The sequence below is a fragment of the Novacetimonas sp. GS1 genome, from assembly GCF_036686925.1.
GTDB classification, from domain to species: Bacteria; Pseudomonadota; Alphaproteobacteria; order Acetobacterales; family Acetobacteraceae; genus Novacetimonas; species Novacetimonas hansenii.
Genome location: NZ_VSZP01000001.1, coordinates 101,806 through 116,955 on the forward strand (window position 1 = coordinate 101,806; position 15,150 = coordinate 116,955).

General features: G+C 62.4%; 15 protein-coding genes. 4 read left to right on the plus strand and 11 right to left on the minus strand.

Features of this window, described 5'->3' with window-relative positions; all coding sequences use genetic code 11:
- Nucleotides 1–488: 488 nt before the first annotated feature.
- The 4 genes from FYB92_RS00600 to FYB92_RS00615 form a co-directional block, all read right to left on the minus strand.
- Nucleotides 489–1,577 carry an FUSC family protein gene (locus FYB92_RS00600; RefSeq protein WP_281650002.1) on the minus strand — a complete coding sequence of 363 codons (1,089 nt, stop codon included), beginning with the start codon at nt 1,575–1,577 and terminating at the stop codon, nt 489–491.
- Entirely contained in the window at nt 1,577–3,127 is a 1,551-nt protein-coding gene (locus tag FYB92_RS00605) for a DegQ family serine endoprotease (protein WP_408902383.1), read from the minus strand. The genes FYB92_RS00600 and FYB92_RS00605 overlap by 1 nt, the downstream gene beginning before the upstream one ends.
- Nucleotides 3,128–3,237: 110 nt before the next feature.
- On the minus strand, nt 3,238–3,915 hold the full coding sequence (locus FYB92_RS00610) for an SGNH/GDSL hydrolase family protein (RefSeq protein WP_003617267.1): 678 nt from the start codon (nt 3,913–3,915) through the stop codon (nt 3,238–3,240).
- Nucleotides 3,916–3,957: 42 nt separating this feature from the next.
- The gene (locus FYB92_RS00615) at nt 3,958–5,157 is read right to left on the minus strand and encodes an OpgC family protein (RefSeq protein WP_408902384.1); all 1,200 of its coding nucleotides are present in this window, start codon (nt 5,155–5,157) and stop codon (nt 3,958–3,960) included.
- Nucleotides 5,158–5,446: 289 nt separating this feature from the next.
- Here FYB92_RS00615 and FYB92_RS00620 point away from each other — a divergent pair, with 289 nt between their 5' ends.
- Nucleotides 5,447–6,574, plus strand: coding sequence for an Mrp/NBP35 family ATP-binding protein (locus tag FYB92_RS00620; protein WP_332828021.1), 1,128 nt, complete (start codon nt 5,447–5,449; stop codon nt 6,572–6,574).
- The gene (locus tag FYB92_RS00625) at nt 6,571–6,891 is read left to right on the plus strand and encodes a hypothetical protein (RefSeq protein ID WP_332828022.1); all 321 of its coding nucleotides are present in this window, start codon (nt 6,571–6,573) and stop codon (nt 6,889–6,891) included. Before FYB92_RS00620 ends, FYB92_RS00625 begins: the two co-directional genes overlap by 4 nt.
- Nucleotides 6,892–6,904: 13 nt before the next feature.
- On the opposite strand, the gene FYB92_RS00630 is transcribed toward FYB92_RS00625, so the two are convergent.
- Genes FYB92_RS00630 through queA form a run of 5 tightly spaced genes read right to left on the minus strand, consistent with a single transcriptional unit; the run spans nt 6,905 to nt 11,358 of the window.
- The gene (locus FYB92_RS00630) at nt 6,905–7,732 is read right to left on the minus strand and encodes a TerB family tellurite resistance protein (RefSeq protein ID WP_062808496.1); all 828 of its coding nucleotides are present in this window, start codon (nt 7,730–7,732) and stop codon (nt 6,905–6,907) included.
- Between the two features lie 27 nt (nt 7,733–7,759).
- Nucleotides 7,760–8,035 (minus strand): ribbon-helix-helix domain-containing protein, encoded by a 276-nt coding sequence (locus tag FYB92_RS00635; protein ID WP_003617259.1) that lies wholly within the window; start codon nt 8,033–8,035, stop codon nt 7,760–7,762.
- 5 nt (nt 8,036–8,040) lie between these two features.
- Nucleotides 8,041–9,141, minus strand: coding sequence for a tRNA epoxyqueuosine(34) reductase QueG (gene queG, locus FYB92_RS00640; RefSeq protein WP_332828023.1), 1,101 nt, complete (start codon nt 9,139–9,141; stop codon nt 8,041–8,043).
- 1 nt (nt 9,142) lies between these two features.
- A complete protein-coding gene (gene tgt / locus FYB92_RS00645) occupies nt 9,143–10,303 on the minus strand; it encodes a tRNA guanosine(34) transglycosylase Tgt (protein WP_332828024.1) in 1,161 nt (386 codons plus the stop codon).
- Nucleotides 10,300–11,358, minus strand: a complete 1,059-nt coding sequence (queA, locus tag FYB92_RS00650) for a tRNA preQ1(34) S-adenosylmethionine ribosyltransferase-isomerase QueA (RefSeq protein ID WP_332828025.1) — start codon at nt 11,356–11,358, stop codon at nt 10,300–10,302. The genes tgt and queA overlap by 4 nt, the downstream gene beginning before the upstream one ends.
- Nucleotides 11,359–11,600: 242 nt before the next feature.
- On the opposite strand from queA, the gene FYB92_RS00655 reads away from it, so the two are divergent.
- Nucleotides 11,601–11,822: a hypothetical protein gene (locus tag FYB92_RS00655; protein WP_003617252.1), complete on the plus strand. Its 222-nt coding sequence runs from the start codon at nt 11,601–11,603 to the stop codon at nt 11,820–11,822.
- A 122-nt stretch (nt 11,823–11,944) separates the two neighbouring features.
- Complete coding sequence (locus FYB92_RS00660; protein WP_192265133.1) at nt 11,945–12,433, plus strand: kinase inhibitor; 489 nt, start codon at nt 11,945–11,947, stop codon at nt 12,431–12,433.
- A 526-nt stretch (nt 12,434–12,959) separates the two neighbouring features.
- On the opposite strand, the gene FYB92_RS00665 is transcribed toward FYB92_RS00660, so the two are convergent.
- Together FYB92_RS00665 and FYB92_RS00670 are read right to left on the minus strand one after the other, a co-directional pair.
- Nucleotides 12,960–13,352, minus strand: a complete 393-nt coding sequence (locus FYB92_RS00665) for a VOC family protein (protein ID WP_332828026.1) — start codon at nt 13,350–13,352, stop codon at nt 12,960–12,962.
- 51 nt (nt 13,353–13,403) lie between these two features.
- Nucleotides 13,404–15,074 (minus strand): fumarate hydratase, encoded by a 1,671-nt coding sequence (locus FYB92_RS00670; RefSeq protein WP_003617245.1) that lies wholly within the window; start codon nt 15,072–15,074, stop codon nt 13,404–13,406.
- Nucleotides 15,075–15,150 lie beyond the last annotated feature (76 nt).

A 15,150-nucleotide genomic window follows, 5' to 3' on the forward strand; every position in this document is an offset into this window, starting at 1 on the left:
CCTGAAATTATAAAGATTTTTGGTGAAGATTTTTCTAAAAAGCTTCAGAAGACGCCGCCTTTTTGGAAAAGGGGACACCCAAAAACTTTTCTTATTTTTTATTAATGATTTGTTCCAAAACAATTTTTATAAAAACATCTTTCTGTTTTCTATATTGAAAATTCTATGATTTTCACAATTCAAGCAATGTTATTACGCAAAAAAAATCCCAACCCGACAGCCTGCCAGCGGCTGTTTGGGAATTTGTACCAATGTCCCACTGAATAATGCAATTCCTTGGCAAATATCTTTTCAAAAAACCTTGCAAGACATCGCAATATTCAAAAAATAACGTAACGGCTTGAATTTGCCATTCCTGACCAACGGGGTGTTTTCAAACAGACCGAAACAACAACATTTTACAAAACCGCCGGAAAACAGCTTCGCCCGATCCCTGCCTGCTTTCACCCTGTCATCCGGGAGACTGTCCCATATTCCCAGGCAGGCATTCAGCCCACATGTACCGCCTTGTCATGGGGCGCACCCAATGCGGGTGCCCCTTCATCCGTACGCCCATCGGACCAGACATTACGGATCAGGACCGTCATGTCGGTATGCAGCAGCCCAATGGCAAAGCACATCACCGACGTCCAGTGCGAAGCGGGTTGATGGATCTGCGACAGCACATCCCCCACCCCCTCGTCCGGCAGAGGCTTGCCCCGACTGCGGGTGGCGGCCAGTTCACACCGGTCCGCCAGTTGCCCCAGCACATGGCACAGCATCTCGCGCTCGCTACGCAGGATGTCGCCGGTGCTGGCGGTCTGCCCCTCCACTGCGGCACGTGCGACAAAGATCGCATCCGCACGCAGCTTCCGCAAAAGCCCCGGCAGGCGCATCACCAGCGGGTCATGCCGCGCCAGCGAACCGGGATGTTCAACCTCTGCTTCCTTCACCCCGTCATTAAGGTCCTGCAACAATGCCCGGCACCTGTCATCAATCGCGGCGATCGCGTTACTGTCCGGATGTTGGTGCAGCGCCAGTTCCAGCAGATCCGACACCTGCCGCAGCAACAGCGCCGAATTGCGCAGCACCTCGCGCCGGGCCTCGTTACGCAGCACGAAAAAGGAAACCACGAACGACACCACCACCCCGATCATGATGGAGGCAATACGGTCAAACGGTCGCGCAAATGGCGCGCCATTGCCGGGAAACAGCAGCACCACCATCAACGTAATGACCGCAACGCGCATCTTTGGCCGTGCCGCCGCCAGCACCGCCACCGGCATCAGCATGACCCAGAAGACAAGGTCAGTGGGCCAGAACAGCCACTGTTCCATCGCAATGGCGGAAATCCCGGCACAGGCCCCGATCAGGGTGCCGACAATCTGGTCCTGCCCGGTGGACAGCGTCTGCGTCATCCGGCTTTGCGTAATCACCACGACCGAGGTGATCAGCGCCCATACAGGTTCCTGCAGGTGGACCAGATGGGCCACGAAGCCCGACCCGATAAGCGAGACGACCATGCGCACGACCTGTCGCCATGCACCACCGGCCACCACAAACGCATCCCGCAGAGAAGAAAAAGAGAAAACCGCCATCAATCGGAACGCGCACCCGATTCGGCAAGGGGGAACGGCACCCAGCGCAGGCCATCGCTGTTCTGCACCAGGAACAGCACGGTGCGGCGTTTTTGCGCACGGACAAGATCAATCTGGTGTTTCAGTTCTGCGGGTGTGTTAACGGCGGTCTGCTGGACCTCGGTAATGATGTCGCCATTGCGCAGGCCACGTTCGGCAGCGGGGCTGTCATCGGTCACACCGGTTACGACAACACCCTTCTGGCCTTCGGGCATGTTGTATTTCTGGCGCGCGATATCGTCGATCGCCCCCACGGTAAAGCCAAGGCCCGCGACCGCCACGCTACCGCTTGCGGGGGTTTTCTGCGCGGGCTTGCCATCGGCCTTGTCGGTCTTTTCTTCCGGCAGGGCGCCGATGGTGATCGCAACATTCATCGGATGGTCATGACGCACGATGCCAAGGTGGGCGACGCTGCCCGCCGGAAGCTGTGCGACAAGACGGGGCAGCGCGCGACCGTCAATATCCTTGCCATCCAGCGTGACGATCACGTCACCGGTCTGCAGGTGCGCCACGGCGGCAGGCCCCTTGGCCTCCACCCCGGCGATCAGGGCGCCATGCGCGCTCTTCAGGCCAAGACCGTCGGCAATGTCCTGCGTCACATCCTGAATGCGCACGCCAATCCACCCGCGCGATACCTTCCCGTGCTGACGCAGTTGCGCGATGATGCCCTGTGCCTCGGCCGAGGGAATGGCGAAACCGATCCCGATCGACCCGCCAGAGGGCGAGAAGATGGCCGTATTGATGCCGATCACGTCACCATGCAGGTTGAACAGCGGCCCACCCGAATTGCCCTTGTTGATCGGGGCGTCGGTCTGGATGAAATCGTCGTACGGCCCCTGTTCGATATTACGCCCGCGTGAAGAGATGATCCCCGCCGTAACAGTGCCCGACAGGCCGAACGGGTTGCCGATCGCCAGCACCCAGTCCCCCACGCGCGCATGGTCGCTATCGCCAAACGGCACGGCAGGAAGCGGCTTGGGGCTGTCCACCTTCAGCACGGCAAGGTCGGTGCGGTCGTCATGGCCAAGCAGGTGCGCCTTGAGCACCGTATTATCCTGCAACGTCACCGTGATCTGTTCGGCGTTGCGCACGACATGGTTGTTGGTCACGACGATGCCCGCAGGGTCGATGATGAAGCCCGAACCCAGCGCCTGCATCTTGCGCGGCGGCGCATTGGGGGTGCTCTGACGGTTCATGAAGTCGTGAAAGAATTTCTCGAACGGGGAACCTTCGGGGAAATTGGGGATCTGCGGGCTGCTGTCCCCCTCGTCACCATCATCATCTTCATCGCCGGGACGCACCATCTCGGTGGTGGAGACATTGACGACCGCGGGCAGCAGGCGCGCCGCAAGGTCTGCAAAGCTGTCGGGCGTGTCATGGCCGGGCGCGGGCAGGCGCACGGGGTCGCTGACCGCCGTGACGTTCGCGGCCACCGGCGCAACAGCGGCGGCAGGCGGCAGCGCATGTGCCCGTGCCGTCACCATCGCCAGCAATGCGGCCCCCATGCCCATGGCGGCACTGGATCTGGAAAAAGCGGAAACGTGATCGGGCATGTGGCTGGTTGCTTCCTGATCTGGACGGGGCCTGAGCGTTTACACCATTGCGGCGGACAGGGCGAATGTCACGCCCCGTTTCCCTGATAGCATGACGCGACACCTCCCGGCAGCCCCGTCAGTTCAATAAGCCACGCCGCCAGCGCCTCGCCCAGCAGGCGGTAGCCCCGGTCGTTCAGGTGCAGCCCGTCCGGCGACAGGTCCACCGGGTCCAGCCCCAGTTCCGCGCACCATGACTTCATCCGCACATATCGCGTGAACAGCGGGACATGATCCTGCGCCGCGACATGATGCACCGCGTCGTAAAACGCACGAAACGCCGGACAGGTTTCAAGGAGCGGGCAATATTGCTGGTCCATCAGCACAACATCCGCCCCCGATGCCCGCATGGCGGCAAGATCATCGCGGGTGCGCGCGACAAAAGCCGCGACATCCCCACCCCTGAGCGGGTCATTACTGCCGGTCTGCCACACGATCAGGTCCGGCCGGTCCGCCAGCATGCCGCCCATGCGCGCATGCATCGCCTCTGCATCATCACCGCCCACACCGTGGCCGATGACCTTTATCCCGCCGGGTGCGAACGGGGCCAGCACGCCCTGCATGATGGCCGGCAGGGCGTGCGCTGGCGTGCTGGCCCCCACCCCCTCGATGGTGGAGGACCCAAACAGCGCGATACGCACACCCTTTCCATCATGCAGAAGGCGTGTCAGGCGGGGCAGTACGCCCGCCACAGTCGTATCCGTCATGATCGCTCCTCTGTTGTCTGTCATATCCATCCTACACGACATTCACACCCTGCGTGCGGCACGGGCCAGCGTACGCCTGCGGTCAAGTTCGCGCGTCATGCCCCACAACATTATGAAACCCACCACATTGATCGTGACCTGCATGCCCCAGCCAACGCCAAAGTTGGTAAAGACCAGACGCCCATACAGGTCGATGATGGTGCCAAGGGTGAACACCTCCAGCGAATGGCGACCGAACATCGCCATCAACTGTCCCGCCCGCCCCAGTGACAGGCGCGTCGCCAGCGTGGATGACTGCACAAGATAGAACAGGCACAGCACGTCCAGCAGCCGCAGCGGGGAGAGCACCATCTTGTCCGTCCATGGCGTGGCCATGGGGCGCATATCCGGCAGGCCCCAACCGGTCCAGGGGAACGATTCCACCGCCGAAAAGACAAGATACGCCCCACATGCCACCACCAGCGGCCGCGACAGCGGCAGGCTGCCGCCATGTCGTGCGGCCAGTATGGACGCGCACGCGCCAATTACGAACAGGAACTGCCACGCCAGCGGGTCGAAATACCACCCGTCAGGGTCCAGCCAGTTGGGGAAATTGAGGGACGGGTCGAAATTGACCACCGCCCATAATGCACCGCTTGCCACCAGAACGGGCCATGGCCCCACCCGCCGCAGCACCCAGCACAACGGCGCAAAGGCCAGCAGCAGCACGATATAAAGCGGCAGGATATTGAGATTGCCCGGCAATGCCTGCAACAGCATCACCCGCCACAGGGAATCCAGCCCATGGGCCAGTTCGGGTTCCAGGAAATCGACCGGCACGGGCCAGTAATGCCGCCAGACCCGGATGGTGACGATCGTCACCACCGCCATCAGGGTCTGAAAGACATAAAGCCGCCCGCACCGGCGCACGATGCGTTCGACCACAGCCTGCCATGGCTGCCGCGAAAATGCCCGGCCATAGGCCAGCCACGACGCATATCCCGCCAGCAGCACGAACACCTCCGCCGCATCGGCAAAACCGACATTGCGCATGGTAAAGCGGTTAAGGACATCCTGCGGGATATGGTCGATGCACATCATCAGCAACGCCACCCCCCGCAGTGCGTCCACGCGGTGATCGCGCACCCGCGGCACGCCCTGTCCCGCCGTGGCGGCACCATCACCGGATGCGGCGGCCGGCCCGGCGGTGCGGGACGCATCGCGGGGGGCGTCGCGCCCACCCGGCGGCGTGGTGGCGGCCATGTGGGGGCCACCTGCCTGCACGCATGATGTCATGACAACGTACTACTTCTTCCCTGCACTGCGTATTCCCCGCCGATGGGCATGCCCCGCCCGTATCCCGGACGGGACCGGATAACAGGGGACACGGAATTTCACACTTCCGATACGACAGGGATAAATACGCCACCAAGGCCAATTTATAACCACGGCCATTCGCATTTTGCACGGGCGCCGTCCCGCGCCCCCTTCCGTCATCAGGCCATGGCCCCTATATCCGGCCTTCACCAGTTTTTTTCAGCGCAGGGGCAGCATGGCACAGATAACGCAGTCGGCAATCGAACAGGTGCTGCGCGATGTGCGCGACCCACGCACGGGGGCATGCGCGCTGGACCTTGGCACGCTTGACGCCACAACCGTACGCGACGGGGTCGTGCATGTCGCCATCGCCACCGATCGCGATCGCGCCGAACACATACGCCCGATGATTGCCGATATCGAAGCAAGGCTGGCGCATGACATCGCCGGGGTAAAGGGCGCCTCCGTCATCCTGACGTCCCACCGTGCGCCCGCAACCGCAACCCCATCCCCCCAGGGCGGTGGCCACCGTCCGCTCAACCTTGGTGCAAAGCCCGACAGCGCACAGCCGACCGGACCGCTGCCCCCCAATGTGGGATTGGTGATCGCGGTGGCATCGGGCAAGGGGGGGGTGGGCAAATCGACCACGGCCGTCAATCTTGCCGTCGGGCTGGGGCTGGAGGGGCTGCGCGTGGGATTGCTCGACGCGGATGTGCATGGCCCGTCCCTGCCGCGCATGATGGGCATGGACAGCCAGCCCGAAGTGCGCGACGGCCGCCTGCAACCCCTGCATGGCCACGGCATCACCGCCATGTCGATCGGCATGCTGGTAGAGGAAACGAAGGCGATGATCTGGCGCGGTCCGATGGTCATGGGGGCGATCGGGCAACTGCTGTCGGATGTGGACTGGGGCGAACTCGACGTGCTGGTGGTGGACATGCCGCCGGGAACGGGGGATGCGCAATTGACGCTGGCGCAGAAAACGGCTCTGGCGGGGGCGGTCATCGTTTCCACGCCACAGGATATCGCGCTGCTGGACGCCCGGCGCGGTGTTGCGATGTTCGAGAAGATGCGTGTGCCCGTCCTGGGCATTGTGGAGAACATGTCCTATTTCTGCTGCCCCAACTGTAACCACCGCACCGAACTGTTCGGCCATGGCGGCGCACGGGCCGAAGCGGAAAAAACCGGCGTACCCTTCCTTGGCGAAATCCCGCTATTGGCCGATATCCGTGCCAGCGGCGACAACGGCGCGCCCATCGTCATCTCCGCCCCCGACAGCCCGGCGGGCAAGGCCTACCGCACCTTGGCGCATACGGTGGGCGGGGCGCTGCGCAGGTTGCTGGACAAGAAGCAGGCGAAGTGACGACGCTGCTTTATCCTGAAGGAAAAGAACACGCACCCAGAGCGGGTGGCGGATCAGGGGTTTTCATCAAAACAAGCGTTTTTCGGGGTTTTCCCCAAAAAAGAACGTCTTTGGACCAGCAGTGCGGGAAAACGGGCGCTGAGAGATTGTTTGAAAACACATCATTGATAGAAAACAGGAAAAGTTTTTGGATGCCGCCTTTCGATCGAAAAAGGCGGCGTCTTCTGAAGCTTTTTAGAAAAAGCTTCACCAAAAACTTTTATAATTTCAATATGTTATCGAGCCTGACTTTTCAAACAGGCTCTGATCTTTCCTGAAGCTTCGTGGATATCAGATCTGGCGGTCGCGCTTGATCCGGTCCCATGCGGCGTTGATCTGCGCAATACGGGCCGCACCCCTTGCCATCTCGGCCTCATCGGCACCACGCGCTGACAGGATATCGGGATGATGTTCACGCACCAGACGCCGCCACGTCACGCGCACTTCCTCATTACTTGCGGTGCGTGACAGGCCCAGAACGGCATAGGCGTCAACCTCGCTCACGCTGGGGCGGGCACGGCCATCCTGCGCGCGCTCCCACGCGCCGGGGGACAGGCCGAACGCCTTATGCACACGGCGCAGGAATTCTTCCTCCTGCGCATTGATCTCCCCCGTGGGGCCGGCATCGGCGCGGGCGATGATGAACAGGGAGGCCAGCCCCTCCTCCAGCATTTCCGTGCGATTGGAAAATGCACGGCCCAGTTCACGGGCAAAATTCTCGTAATCGTCGGTGCGCTGCCGGGCCATGTCGAACAGGCGCCCGACTTCCTTCATGTTTTCGGCCGGGACGTTGAAACGCCGCTTGAACGCATCGATTTCCGCGCGGTTGACCGGCCCGTCGCACTTCGCAAGCTTGGCCGACAGGACAATGATGACCAGGCCATACATCTGGTCGCGCTTGCCCATCGCCGCCGCAAGCTTGGCGGCGACAAAGGTGGCTGCACCATTGGGGTCGGCATTGGCGCGGCCACCCCATCGGTCGGTCCAGCCACCGGCCGGTGTTTCCAGCAACGAACCGTTATCGGCAGCATGCCCGAGCGCGGTTCCCACAAGGGCACCGACAGGACCGCCCACAGCGAATCCCGCGACACCGCCAAACAGTTTTCCCCATATCGCCATGGCCGCGAACCTAGCACGACGCGCGTGCTAACCCAACTGTTCTTCCCCGCCCTGCCCCCCTGCTGCCGGCAGGGCAGGCATCCATTCCAGCAGGGCCGCGACCCGCAATGCGGACGCCAGCGTGCGCATGGGATCACGCGTGGTATCGATGCGCGCGATCAGGATCGTAAGCCCGACCCCGCGTGCGCGCGCCATGCGTTCCAGCGCCCCCCAGAATTCAGGTTCCAGCGCGACACTGGTGCGATGGCCCGACAGCATCATGCTGCGCTTGTGCAACAGGGGCGACGGCGCGACGGGACGCATGCCCCTCATGACATCAGGCGCTCCACCGCCCAGCGCGCGGCATCCGCGACCACCGGGGCCGGGTCATCGCACAATCCCTGCGCCACATCGCACAGATCGGCGCGCGCGCTGTTGCCAATGGCGATCAGCACATTGCGCACGAACCGCGCACGGCCGATCCGTTTGATGGGGGAGCCGGAAAACAGCGTACGGAATCCCGCATCGTCCAGCACCGCAAGGTCACGCAGCGCCGGCGCCACAAGGTCGGGCCGCGCCCGCAGCTTCATCTGTCGTGTGACCTGCGCGAAACGGTTCCATGGACATACCGCCAGGCAATCGTCACAGCCATAGATGTGATTGCCTATCAGCGGCCGCAATTCATGGGGAATGGGGTCGGGGTTTTCGATCGTCTGATAGGAAATGCACCGCCGCGCATCAATCTGCCCCGGCGCGGGAAAGGCAGATGTCGGGCATATGTCAAGGCAGCGGGTACATGTGCCGCACCCCCCGCCCGAAGGCGCGGAATGCGGCAGGTCCAGCGTGGTGTAGATCTCGCCCAGGAACAGCCAGCTTCCGTGCGTGCGCGAGACGAGGTTGGTATGCTTGCCCTGCCACCCCAGCCCCGCATTCGCGGCCAGCGGCTTTTCCATGACCGGGGCGGTATCAACGAACACCTTCACCCCAGGTGGCGATGCCTCGCCACCGGGTTGGCGGCGTCCCTGCGCCACGATGAACTGCGCCACCTGTTTGAGCATGCCCTTGACCACGTCATGATAATCGCGATGTCGGGCATAGACCGAGATATTCCCCGCCATGGGATTGCGTAATGTCGCCAGCGCATCGCCATCAGGCGCATAGGACAGGCCGAGCGAGATCACACTGCGCACGTCAGGCCACAGGGCGCGCGGGTCGCCACGCCACGCCATGCGCTGCGCCATCCAGTCCATCGCGCCATGACGGCCGGTCCGCACGAATTCATGCAATCGCGCACGGGCCGCGTCATCCAGCATGGCGGGCGCGAAACCCACCGCATCGAACCCGATCGCCACCGCGCGATCATGAATCCGGCGCGCAAGCCCCCCCGGCGCACCGGGGGGGCAGGCCACGGGTTGCGCACGCGCCGCCATATCAGGGTACGGGCGGAATGTCGGGGAAGGGCATCTCGTCGGGGGACCAGTCCTCCATCGCCCATTGCGCGCGCAGGTGGGCGGCATGTTCGGGCAATGTATCCCCCACGATGGCCGCGCGAATGCCCCGCATCAGACGCTGGTAATAGGCCAGATTATGCCACGTCAGCAGCATGGGGCCGAGGATCTCATTCGCACGGAACAGGTGATGCAGGTAGGCGCGGCTGTGGCGTGAACAGGCAAGACAGTCACAATGCGCAGAGATCGGGCGGCTGTCGGCCGCATGGCGCGCATTGCGCAGGTTCAGCGTCCCACGTTCGGTATAGGCCCGCGCCGTGCGGCCCGCGCGCGTGGGCATGACACAGTCGAACATGTCCACCCCGCGTTCTACCGCGCCAAGCAGGTCGTCTGGCGTGCCCACCCCCATCAGGTAACGCGGTGCATCCTGCGGGATCAGCCCGACCGTGGCGTCAAGGGTGGAGAACATCAGCTCCTGCCCCTCCCCCACGGCAAGGCCGCCTATGGCGTATCCCTCGAACCCGATATCCGTCAGGGCGCGCACGCTTTCGACACGCAGTTCAGGTTCCGTCCCACCCTGAATGATTCCGTACTGGGCATAGCCGGGGCGCGCGACAAAGGCCGTGCGACAGCGTTCCGCCCACCGCATGGACATGCGCATGGACTGCGCGATCGTCTCGGGCGGGGCAGGCAGGGCGGGACATTCGTCGAAACACATGCTGATCGTTGCATCCAGCGCATGCTGGATATCGGTGGAACGTTCGGGCGTCAGGCGATGCTTTGACCCGTCAATGTGCGAACGGAATGTCACGCCATCGGCATCAAGCTTGCGCAGCGGGCCAAGCGACATGACCTGGAACCCGCCCGAATCCGTCAGGATTGGCCCGGGCCAGTCCATGAACCGGTGCAACCCGCCCAGTGCGCGCACACGCTCCGCCCCCGGACGCAGCATCAAGTGATAGGTATTGCCCAGAACGATCCCGGCGCCGGTGGAACGCACGGCGTCCATCGTCATCGCCTTGACCGTGCCGACCGTGCCGACCGGCATGAAGGTGGGGGTCGGCACCGTACCGTGCGCGGTTTCCAGATACCCGGCCCGGGCCTGACCAGAACGGGCCTGCGCCCGCCAGCGAAACGCGGTCATGCCGCACCCCCGTCATTACGATGCAACAGACACGCATCACCATAGGAATAGAACCGGTAGCCCGCGGCCATTGCATGCTCATAGGCCGCCCGCATCCGCGCCTGTCCGGCAAAGGCACTGACCAGCATGAACAATGTCGAACGCGGCAGGTGGAAATTCGTCAGCAGCATGTCCACCGCGCGGAAACGGTATCCCGGCCGGATGAAAATCGCCGTTTCGCCATGAAAGGGATGGACCACCCCGTCCCCGTCCGTCGCACTTTCCAAAAGCCGCAGCGACGTGGTGCCGACGGCGATGACACGCCCACCCGCCGCACGCGCCGCGTTGATGCGGTGCGCGGCATGCGCGGTGATCGTGCCACGTTCGGCATGCATCCGGTGTTCGGAAATCTGTTCGCTGCGCATCGGCAGGAACGTCCCCGCCCCCACATGCAGCGTCAGCGTCTGGCGCAGCACACCCGCCGCCTCCAGCCCCGACAGCAGGGCAGGCGTGAAATGCAGCCCCGCCGTGGGGGCCGCAACCGCGCCACGATGCTGTGCGAAGATGGTGCTGTAATCCTTGCGGTCTTCTTCCGTCGGGCCATCGGGACGCGCGATATAGGGCGGTAGGGCAAGATGGCCTGTATCGTGGAGGAACTGGTCAAACGCCTCGCCCTCCACATCGAAACGCATGACGACACCGCCCGCGTCCTCGCACACCACGACCTCGGCCGTGACCGCGCTGGGCGCGAATGTCAGGATATCGCCGGGTTTCAAGCGACGCGAATTGCGCGCAAGCGCGTGCCACGTGCCATCAGGCAGGATACGGTCAAGCGTAATCCCGATACGTGCCGCCCCACGCATGGCCGCAAGCTGCGCCGGGATGACGGCGGTGTCATTGGCCACAAGGATGTCGCCCGCGCGCAGGCATCCGGGCAGGTCACGCACATGGCGGTCGCAAAAGGCCCCCTGTGGCGGGACCTCCAGCATGCGCGCGCTGTCACGGGGCCGGGCCGGGTGATCGGCGATCAGCGCCACGGGCAGGTCGAAGTCGAAATCAGAAACGAGATCCGTCATGACCCTTCCTTTAGGGAATCAGCAGCCCCCTTGCCAGCACGAACACGCAGGCCGGCATGGATCGGCATGCCGCGCCATGGACGAAAGGCAGGCATGCGGCCCCTTGCACCGCTCACGGGTGGGGCAATGGTTGGACACATACCGGCAACGCAGTAAACACTATGGCCAGAAACACACATGGCCCGTGATTCGTATGTGGGACAGGTCCCGCATGCGATGCCTGAACACAAGGAACCCCACCCATGTCCTATGCCGCACTTGATGCCGCCCGCCTTGCCAAGGCCTGCAAGAACGCACTGATCACGCTTGAAGCCTCTGATGAGAAGTCCGAGGCCCACCAGCGCAAGACCCTGATGATCCAGCGCATGGGCGCGCTGGCGATGGCGGCCGCGGAATGCAAGCACGGCACGCCGGTCATCACCCTGACGTCGGAAGAATTCTGGCTGATCAGCCAGAACTGGTAACCTGCCCCGACGGGTGCGGCGGTCATGGGCATGACACCGCCGCCGCACCGCGGCAGCCTGCCCCATCACCCCATTCGCATGCCATAGCCCCCGATCGGGGACGCATGCAGGAAACCGGTATCATGACCTTTACACTGACCAGTCGCGCCTTCCACGAGGGCGACCGCCTGCCAGAGGCGCAGGTGTTCGATGGCATGGGCTATTGCGGCGGGAACATTTCCCCCCCGCTGGCATGGACCGACCCGCCGGAAGGCACCAAGAGCTTTGCCATCACAATGTTCGATCCCGATGCACCGACCGGGTCGGGATGGTGGCACTGGGTTGTCATCAACATTCCCGCCGACATCTCGTCACTTCCGGCGGGTGCGGGTTCGGGGGATGCCAACCTGCCGGAACATGCCGTGATGACGCGCACCGACTTTGGCGGGAATGTCTATGGCGGCGCCGCCCCCCCGGCAGGGCGTGAACATCATTATGTCTTCACGATCCATGCGCTGAACCTGCAACGCCTCGACCTGCCCACCGACGCCAGTGGCGCGATGGTCGGTTTTGTCGTGGGCCAGCACAGCCTGGGGTCCGCCACGCTGACAGCGGTATATAGCAAGAAATGAGCCTCTTCCCGTGCCTTCGGGCACGGGGATGCCAAAGGCAGCTTCAGCAACGCCAGCGACTGCTTTGAAAACACCCCACTGACAGGGAATGGCCACAGGTTCGCGCATGTTGGCCTTTTTCAAAAGGGCAGCGTCTGTAGGGCTGCATCCGTGACAAGGCTTTTTGACCAATCCTTGCCAACGGCCCGTCATGTTCCAGCAGAGCATTCGCCCTGGCATTCCAGACAGCCCCGTGCAGATGTTCTGGTCGCAATTATAGAGACTGTTTGAAATGTCAGGATCAATAACATCCTGAAATCATAAAGATTTTTGGTGAAGCTTTTTCTAAAAAGCTTCAGAAGACACCGCCTTTTTCGATCGAAAGGCGGCACCCAAAAAACTTTTCCTGTTTTTTATCAATGATTTGTTTTCAGACAATCTCTTATCAAAAACCCCAACAGGCACGGCAGTTCCGGATAATGCACGCGCCAGAAACCTCTGTTCCCAAGACACTTCGCAGCGCGCAGACCGTCTGCCGCAAAACGCCTCAGCCCTGATAGGAGGCGATCTCTATCAGGTTCCCATCGGGGTCTTCGCAATAAACCGAGGTCACAGGCCCCAAGGCGCCAAGGCGCGCGACCGGTCCCTCCGTCACGCGTACACCGCACTGTTCCAGGTGTTCCACCACATCAGTACTGCTGACGGCAGTGATGAAGCACAGGTCGTTTGTCCCCGGCAGCGCGTCCTGCGCCGTGGTCCATCCCTGCGTCCCATGGGGACGCAGGTTGACCTTTTGCCCACCGAATTTCAGGGCCGTGCGGTTGTTGCGGCCATACTCTTCCCGTTCCATGCCCAGGACACGCTGATACCACGAGGACGAGATTTCCAGATCCCGGACAGTGATAACGAGATGGTCCAGTCGATCGACGGTAAAACGCATGGCGCGCAGCCTCCGGTTATCAAACCCGACAGGTCATGACGAACCGATTCCTCAGCCCGTCAGCCCATCGTAGAAATCATTACCCTTGTCATCGATAACGATAAAGGCCGGAAAATTCTCGACCTCGATCTTCCAGACCGCTTCCATGCCCAGTTCGGGATATTCCAGCACCTCGACCTTGCGGATGCAGTCCTGCGCCAGACGCGCCGCAGGCCCACCAACAGACCCGAGATAGAACCCGCCATATTCCTTGCACGCATCGCGCACGGCCTTGGACCGGTTACCCTTTGCCAGCATCACATATGACCCGCCCGCCTTTTGCAACATGGCGACATAACTGTCCATGCGCCCCGCCGTGGTCGGCCCGAACGACCCGGTGGGCATGCCCTCCGGCGTTTTGGCGGGACCGGCGTAATAAACGGGATGGTCCTTGAGGTACTGCGGCAGGCCCTCGCCCTTTTCCAGGCGTTCGCGGAACTTGGCATGCGCGATGTCACGCGCCACCACCATCGTCCCCGTCAGCGACAGGCGCGTGCGCACCGGATACTGCGACAGCTTCTTGCGGATTTCGTCCATCGGCTGGTTCAGGTCGATGGCGACTTCCTCCCCGCCCAGATGCGCGTCCGTTGTTTCAGGCAAGAAGCGTGCGGGGTCTGTCTCAAGCTGTTCCAGAAACACGCCATCGGCGGTGATGCGGGCCTTGACCTGCCGGTCGGCAGAACATGAAACCCCGATTCCCACCGGAAGCGACGCCCCATGGCGCGGCAGGCGCACGACACGTACGTCATGGCAGAAATACTTGCCCCCGAACTGCGCACCAATGCCCAGCCGCTGGCTCAGCTTATGGATCTTCTGCTCCATATCGACATCACGGAACGCATGACCAAGCGCGCTGCCTTCGGTCGGGAGTGTATCAAGCCACTTGGTGGACGCCAGCTTCACCGTCTCCAGCGTCTGTTCGGCGGACATGCCACCGATCACCACCGCAAGGTGATAGGGCGGGCAGGCGGAGGTGCCAAGCGCGCGGATCTTGCCATCAAGCCATGTGAGCAAATGTTCCTCGCTTGCCAGCAGGGCGCGGGTTTCCTGGAACAGGAATGACTTGTTGGCCGACCCGCCCCCCTTTGCGACGAACATCAGGTCCATCTGTTCCGCATGGTAATCACCCGGCGTGGCAGAGATATGGAACTGCACCGGCAGGTTGGTGCCGGTATTGACTTCCTGGAACATCGACAGCGGCGCCATCTGCGAATAGCGCAGGCTGGTGCGGGTATAGGTGTCGTACACCCCGTGGGAGAACGCCTCCTCCTCGTTACCATCGACCCAGACGCGCTGCCCCTTCTTGCCATAGATGATGGCCGTGCCGGTATCCTGACACATCGGCAGCACGCCACCAGCGGCGATGCAGGCGTTCTTGAGCAGGTCGAGAGCGACGAAACGGTCGTTATCCGACGCCTCAGGGTCCTTCAGGATCTTGGCAAGCTGCGCCAGATGCGCCGGGCGCAGCAGGTGGGCAACGTCATTGAAGGCGCGCGCGGCCAGTTCGCGCAACGCCTCGGGCCGGACATGCACGACCGTGCGCCCGCCAAGCACGGAGGTCGTGACCCCCTCGATCTCCAGCTTCTTCCACGGTGTATCGTCGTCATGAAGCGGGAATAGCGGCCCATAGACAAAGGGCTTGGCGGCCGGTTTTGCGGCCCTGGTGGGTGTAGTGGTGTTCAACGGACGGTCTCCTGCCTTTATGGATGCCCCCGGATTGCTTCCAGGTGACGGTTTTATGGCAAGGGCGCCCGGCCCC

What these genes read in the sequence shown, in the direction of transcription:
- FYB92_RS00600 (WP_281650002.1), bottom strand. Translation starts at nt 1,577, where the DNA reads ATGGCGGTTTTCTCTTTTTCTTCTCTGCGGGATGCGTTTGTGGTGGCC.
- FYB92_RS00605 (WP_408902383.1), bottom strand. Translation starts at nt 3,127, where the DNA reads ATGGGCATGGGGGCCGCATTGCTGGCGATGGTGACGGCACGGGCACAT.
- FYB92_RS00610 (WP_003617267.1), bottom strand. Translation starts at nt 3,915, where the DNA reads ATGACGGATACGACTGTGGCGGGCGTACTGCCCCGCCTGACACGCCTT.
- FYB92_RS00615 (WP_408902384.1), bottom strand. Translation starts at nt 5,157, where the DNA reads ATGGCCGCCACCACGCCGCCGGGTGGGCGCGACGCCCCCCGCGATGCG.
- FYB92_RS00620 (WP_332828021.1), top strand. Translation starts at nt 5,447, where the DNA reads ATGGCACAGATAACGCAGTCGGCAATCGAACAGGTGCTGCGCGATGTG.
- FYB92_RS00630 (WP_062808496.1), bottom strand. Translation starts at nt 7,732, where the DNA reads ATGGCGATATGGGGAAAACTGTTTGGCGGTGTCGCGGGATTCGCTGTG.
- FYB92_RS00635 (WP_003617259.1), bottom strand. Translation starts at nt 8,035, where the DNA reads ATGCGTCCCGTCGCGCCGTCGCCCCTGTTGCACAAGCGCAGCATGATG.
- queG (WP_332828023.1), bottom strand. Translation starts at nt 9,141, where the DNA reads ATGGCGGCGCGTGCGCAACCCGTGGCCTGCCCCCCCGGTGCGCCGGGG.
- tgt (WP_332828024.1), bottom strand. Translation starts at nt 10,303, where the DNA reads ATGACCGCGTTTCGCTGGCGGGCGCAGGCCCGTTCTGGTCAGGCCCGG.
- queA (WP_332828025.1), bottom strand. Translation starts at nt 11,358, where the DNA reads ATGACGGATCTCGTTTCTGATTTCGACTTCGACCTGCCCGTGGCGCTG.
- FYB92_RS00655 (WP_003617252.1), top strand. Translation starts at nt 11,601, where the DNA reads ATGTCCTATGCCGCACTTGATGCCGCCCGCCTTGCCAAGGCCTGCAAG.
- FYB92_RS00660 (WP_192265133.1), top strand. Translation starts at nt 11,945, where the DNA reads ATGACCTTTACACTGACCAGTCGCGCCTTCCACGAGGGCGACCGCCTG.
- FYB92_RS00665 (WP_332828026.1), bottom strand. Translation starts at nt 13,352, where the DNA reads ATGCGTTTTACCGTCGATCGACTGGACCATCTCGTTATCACTGTCCGG.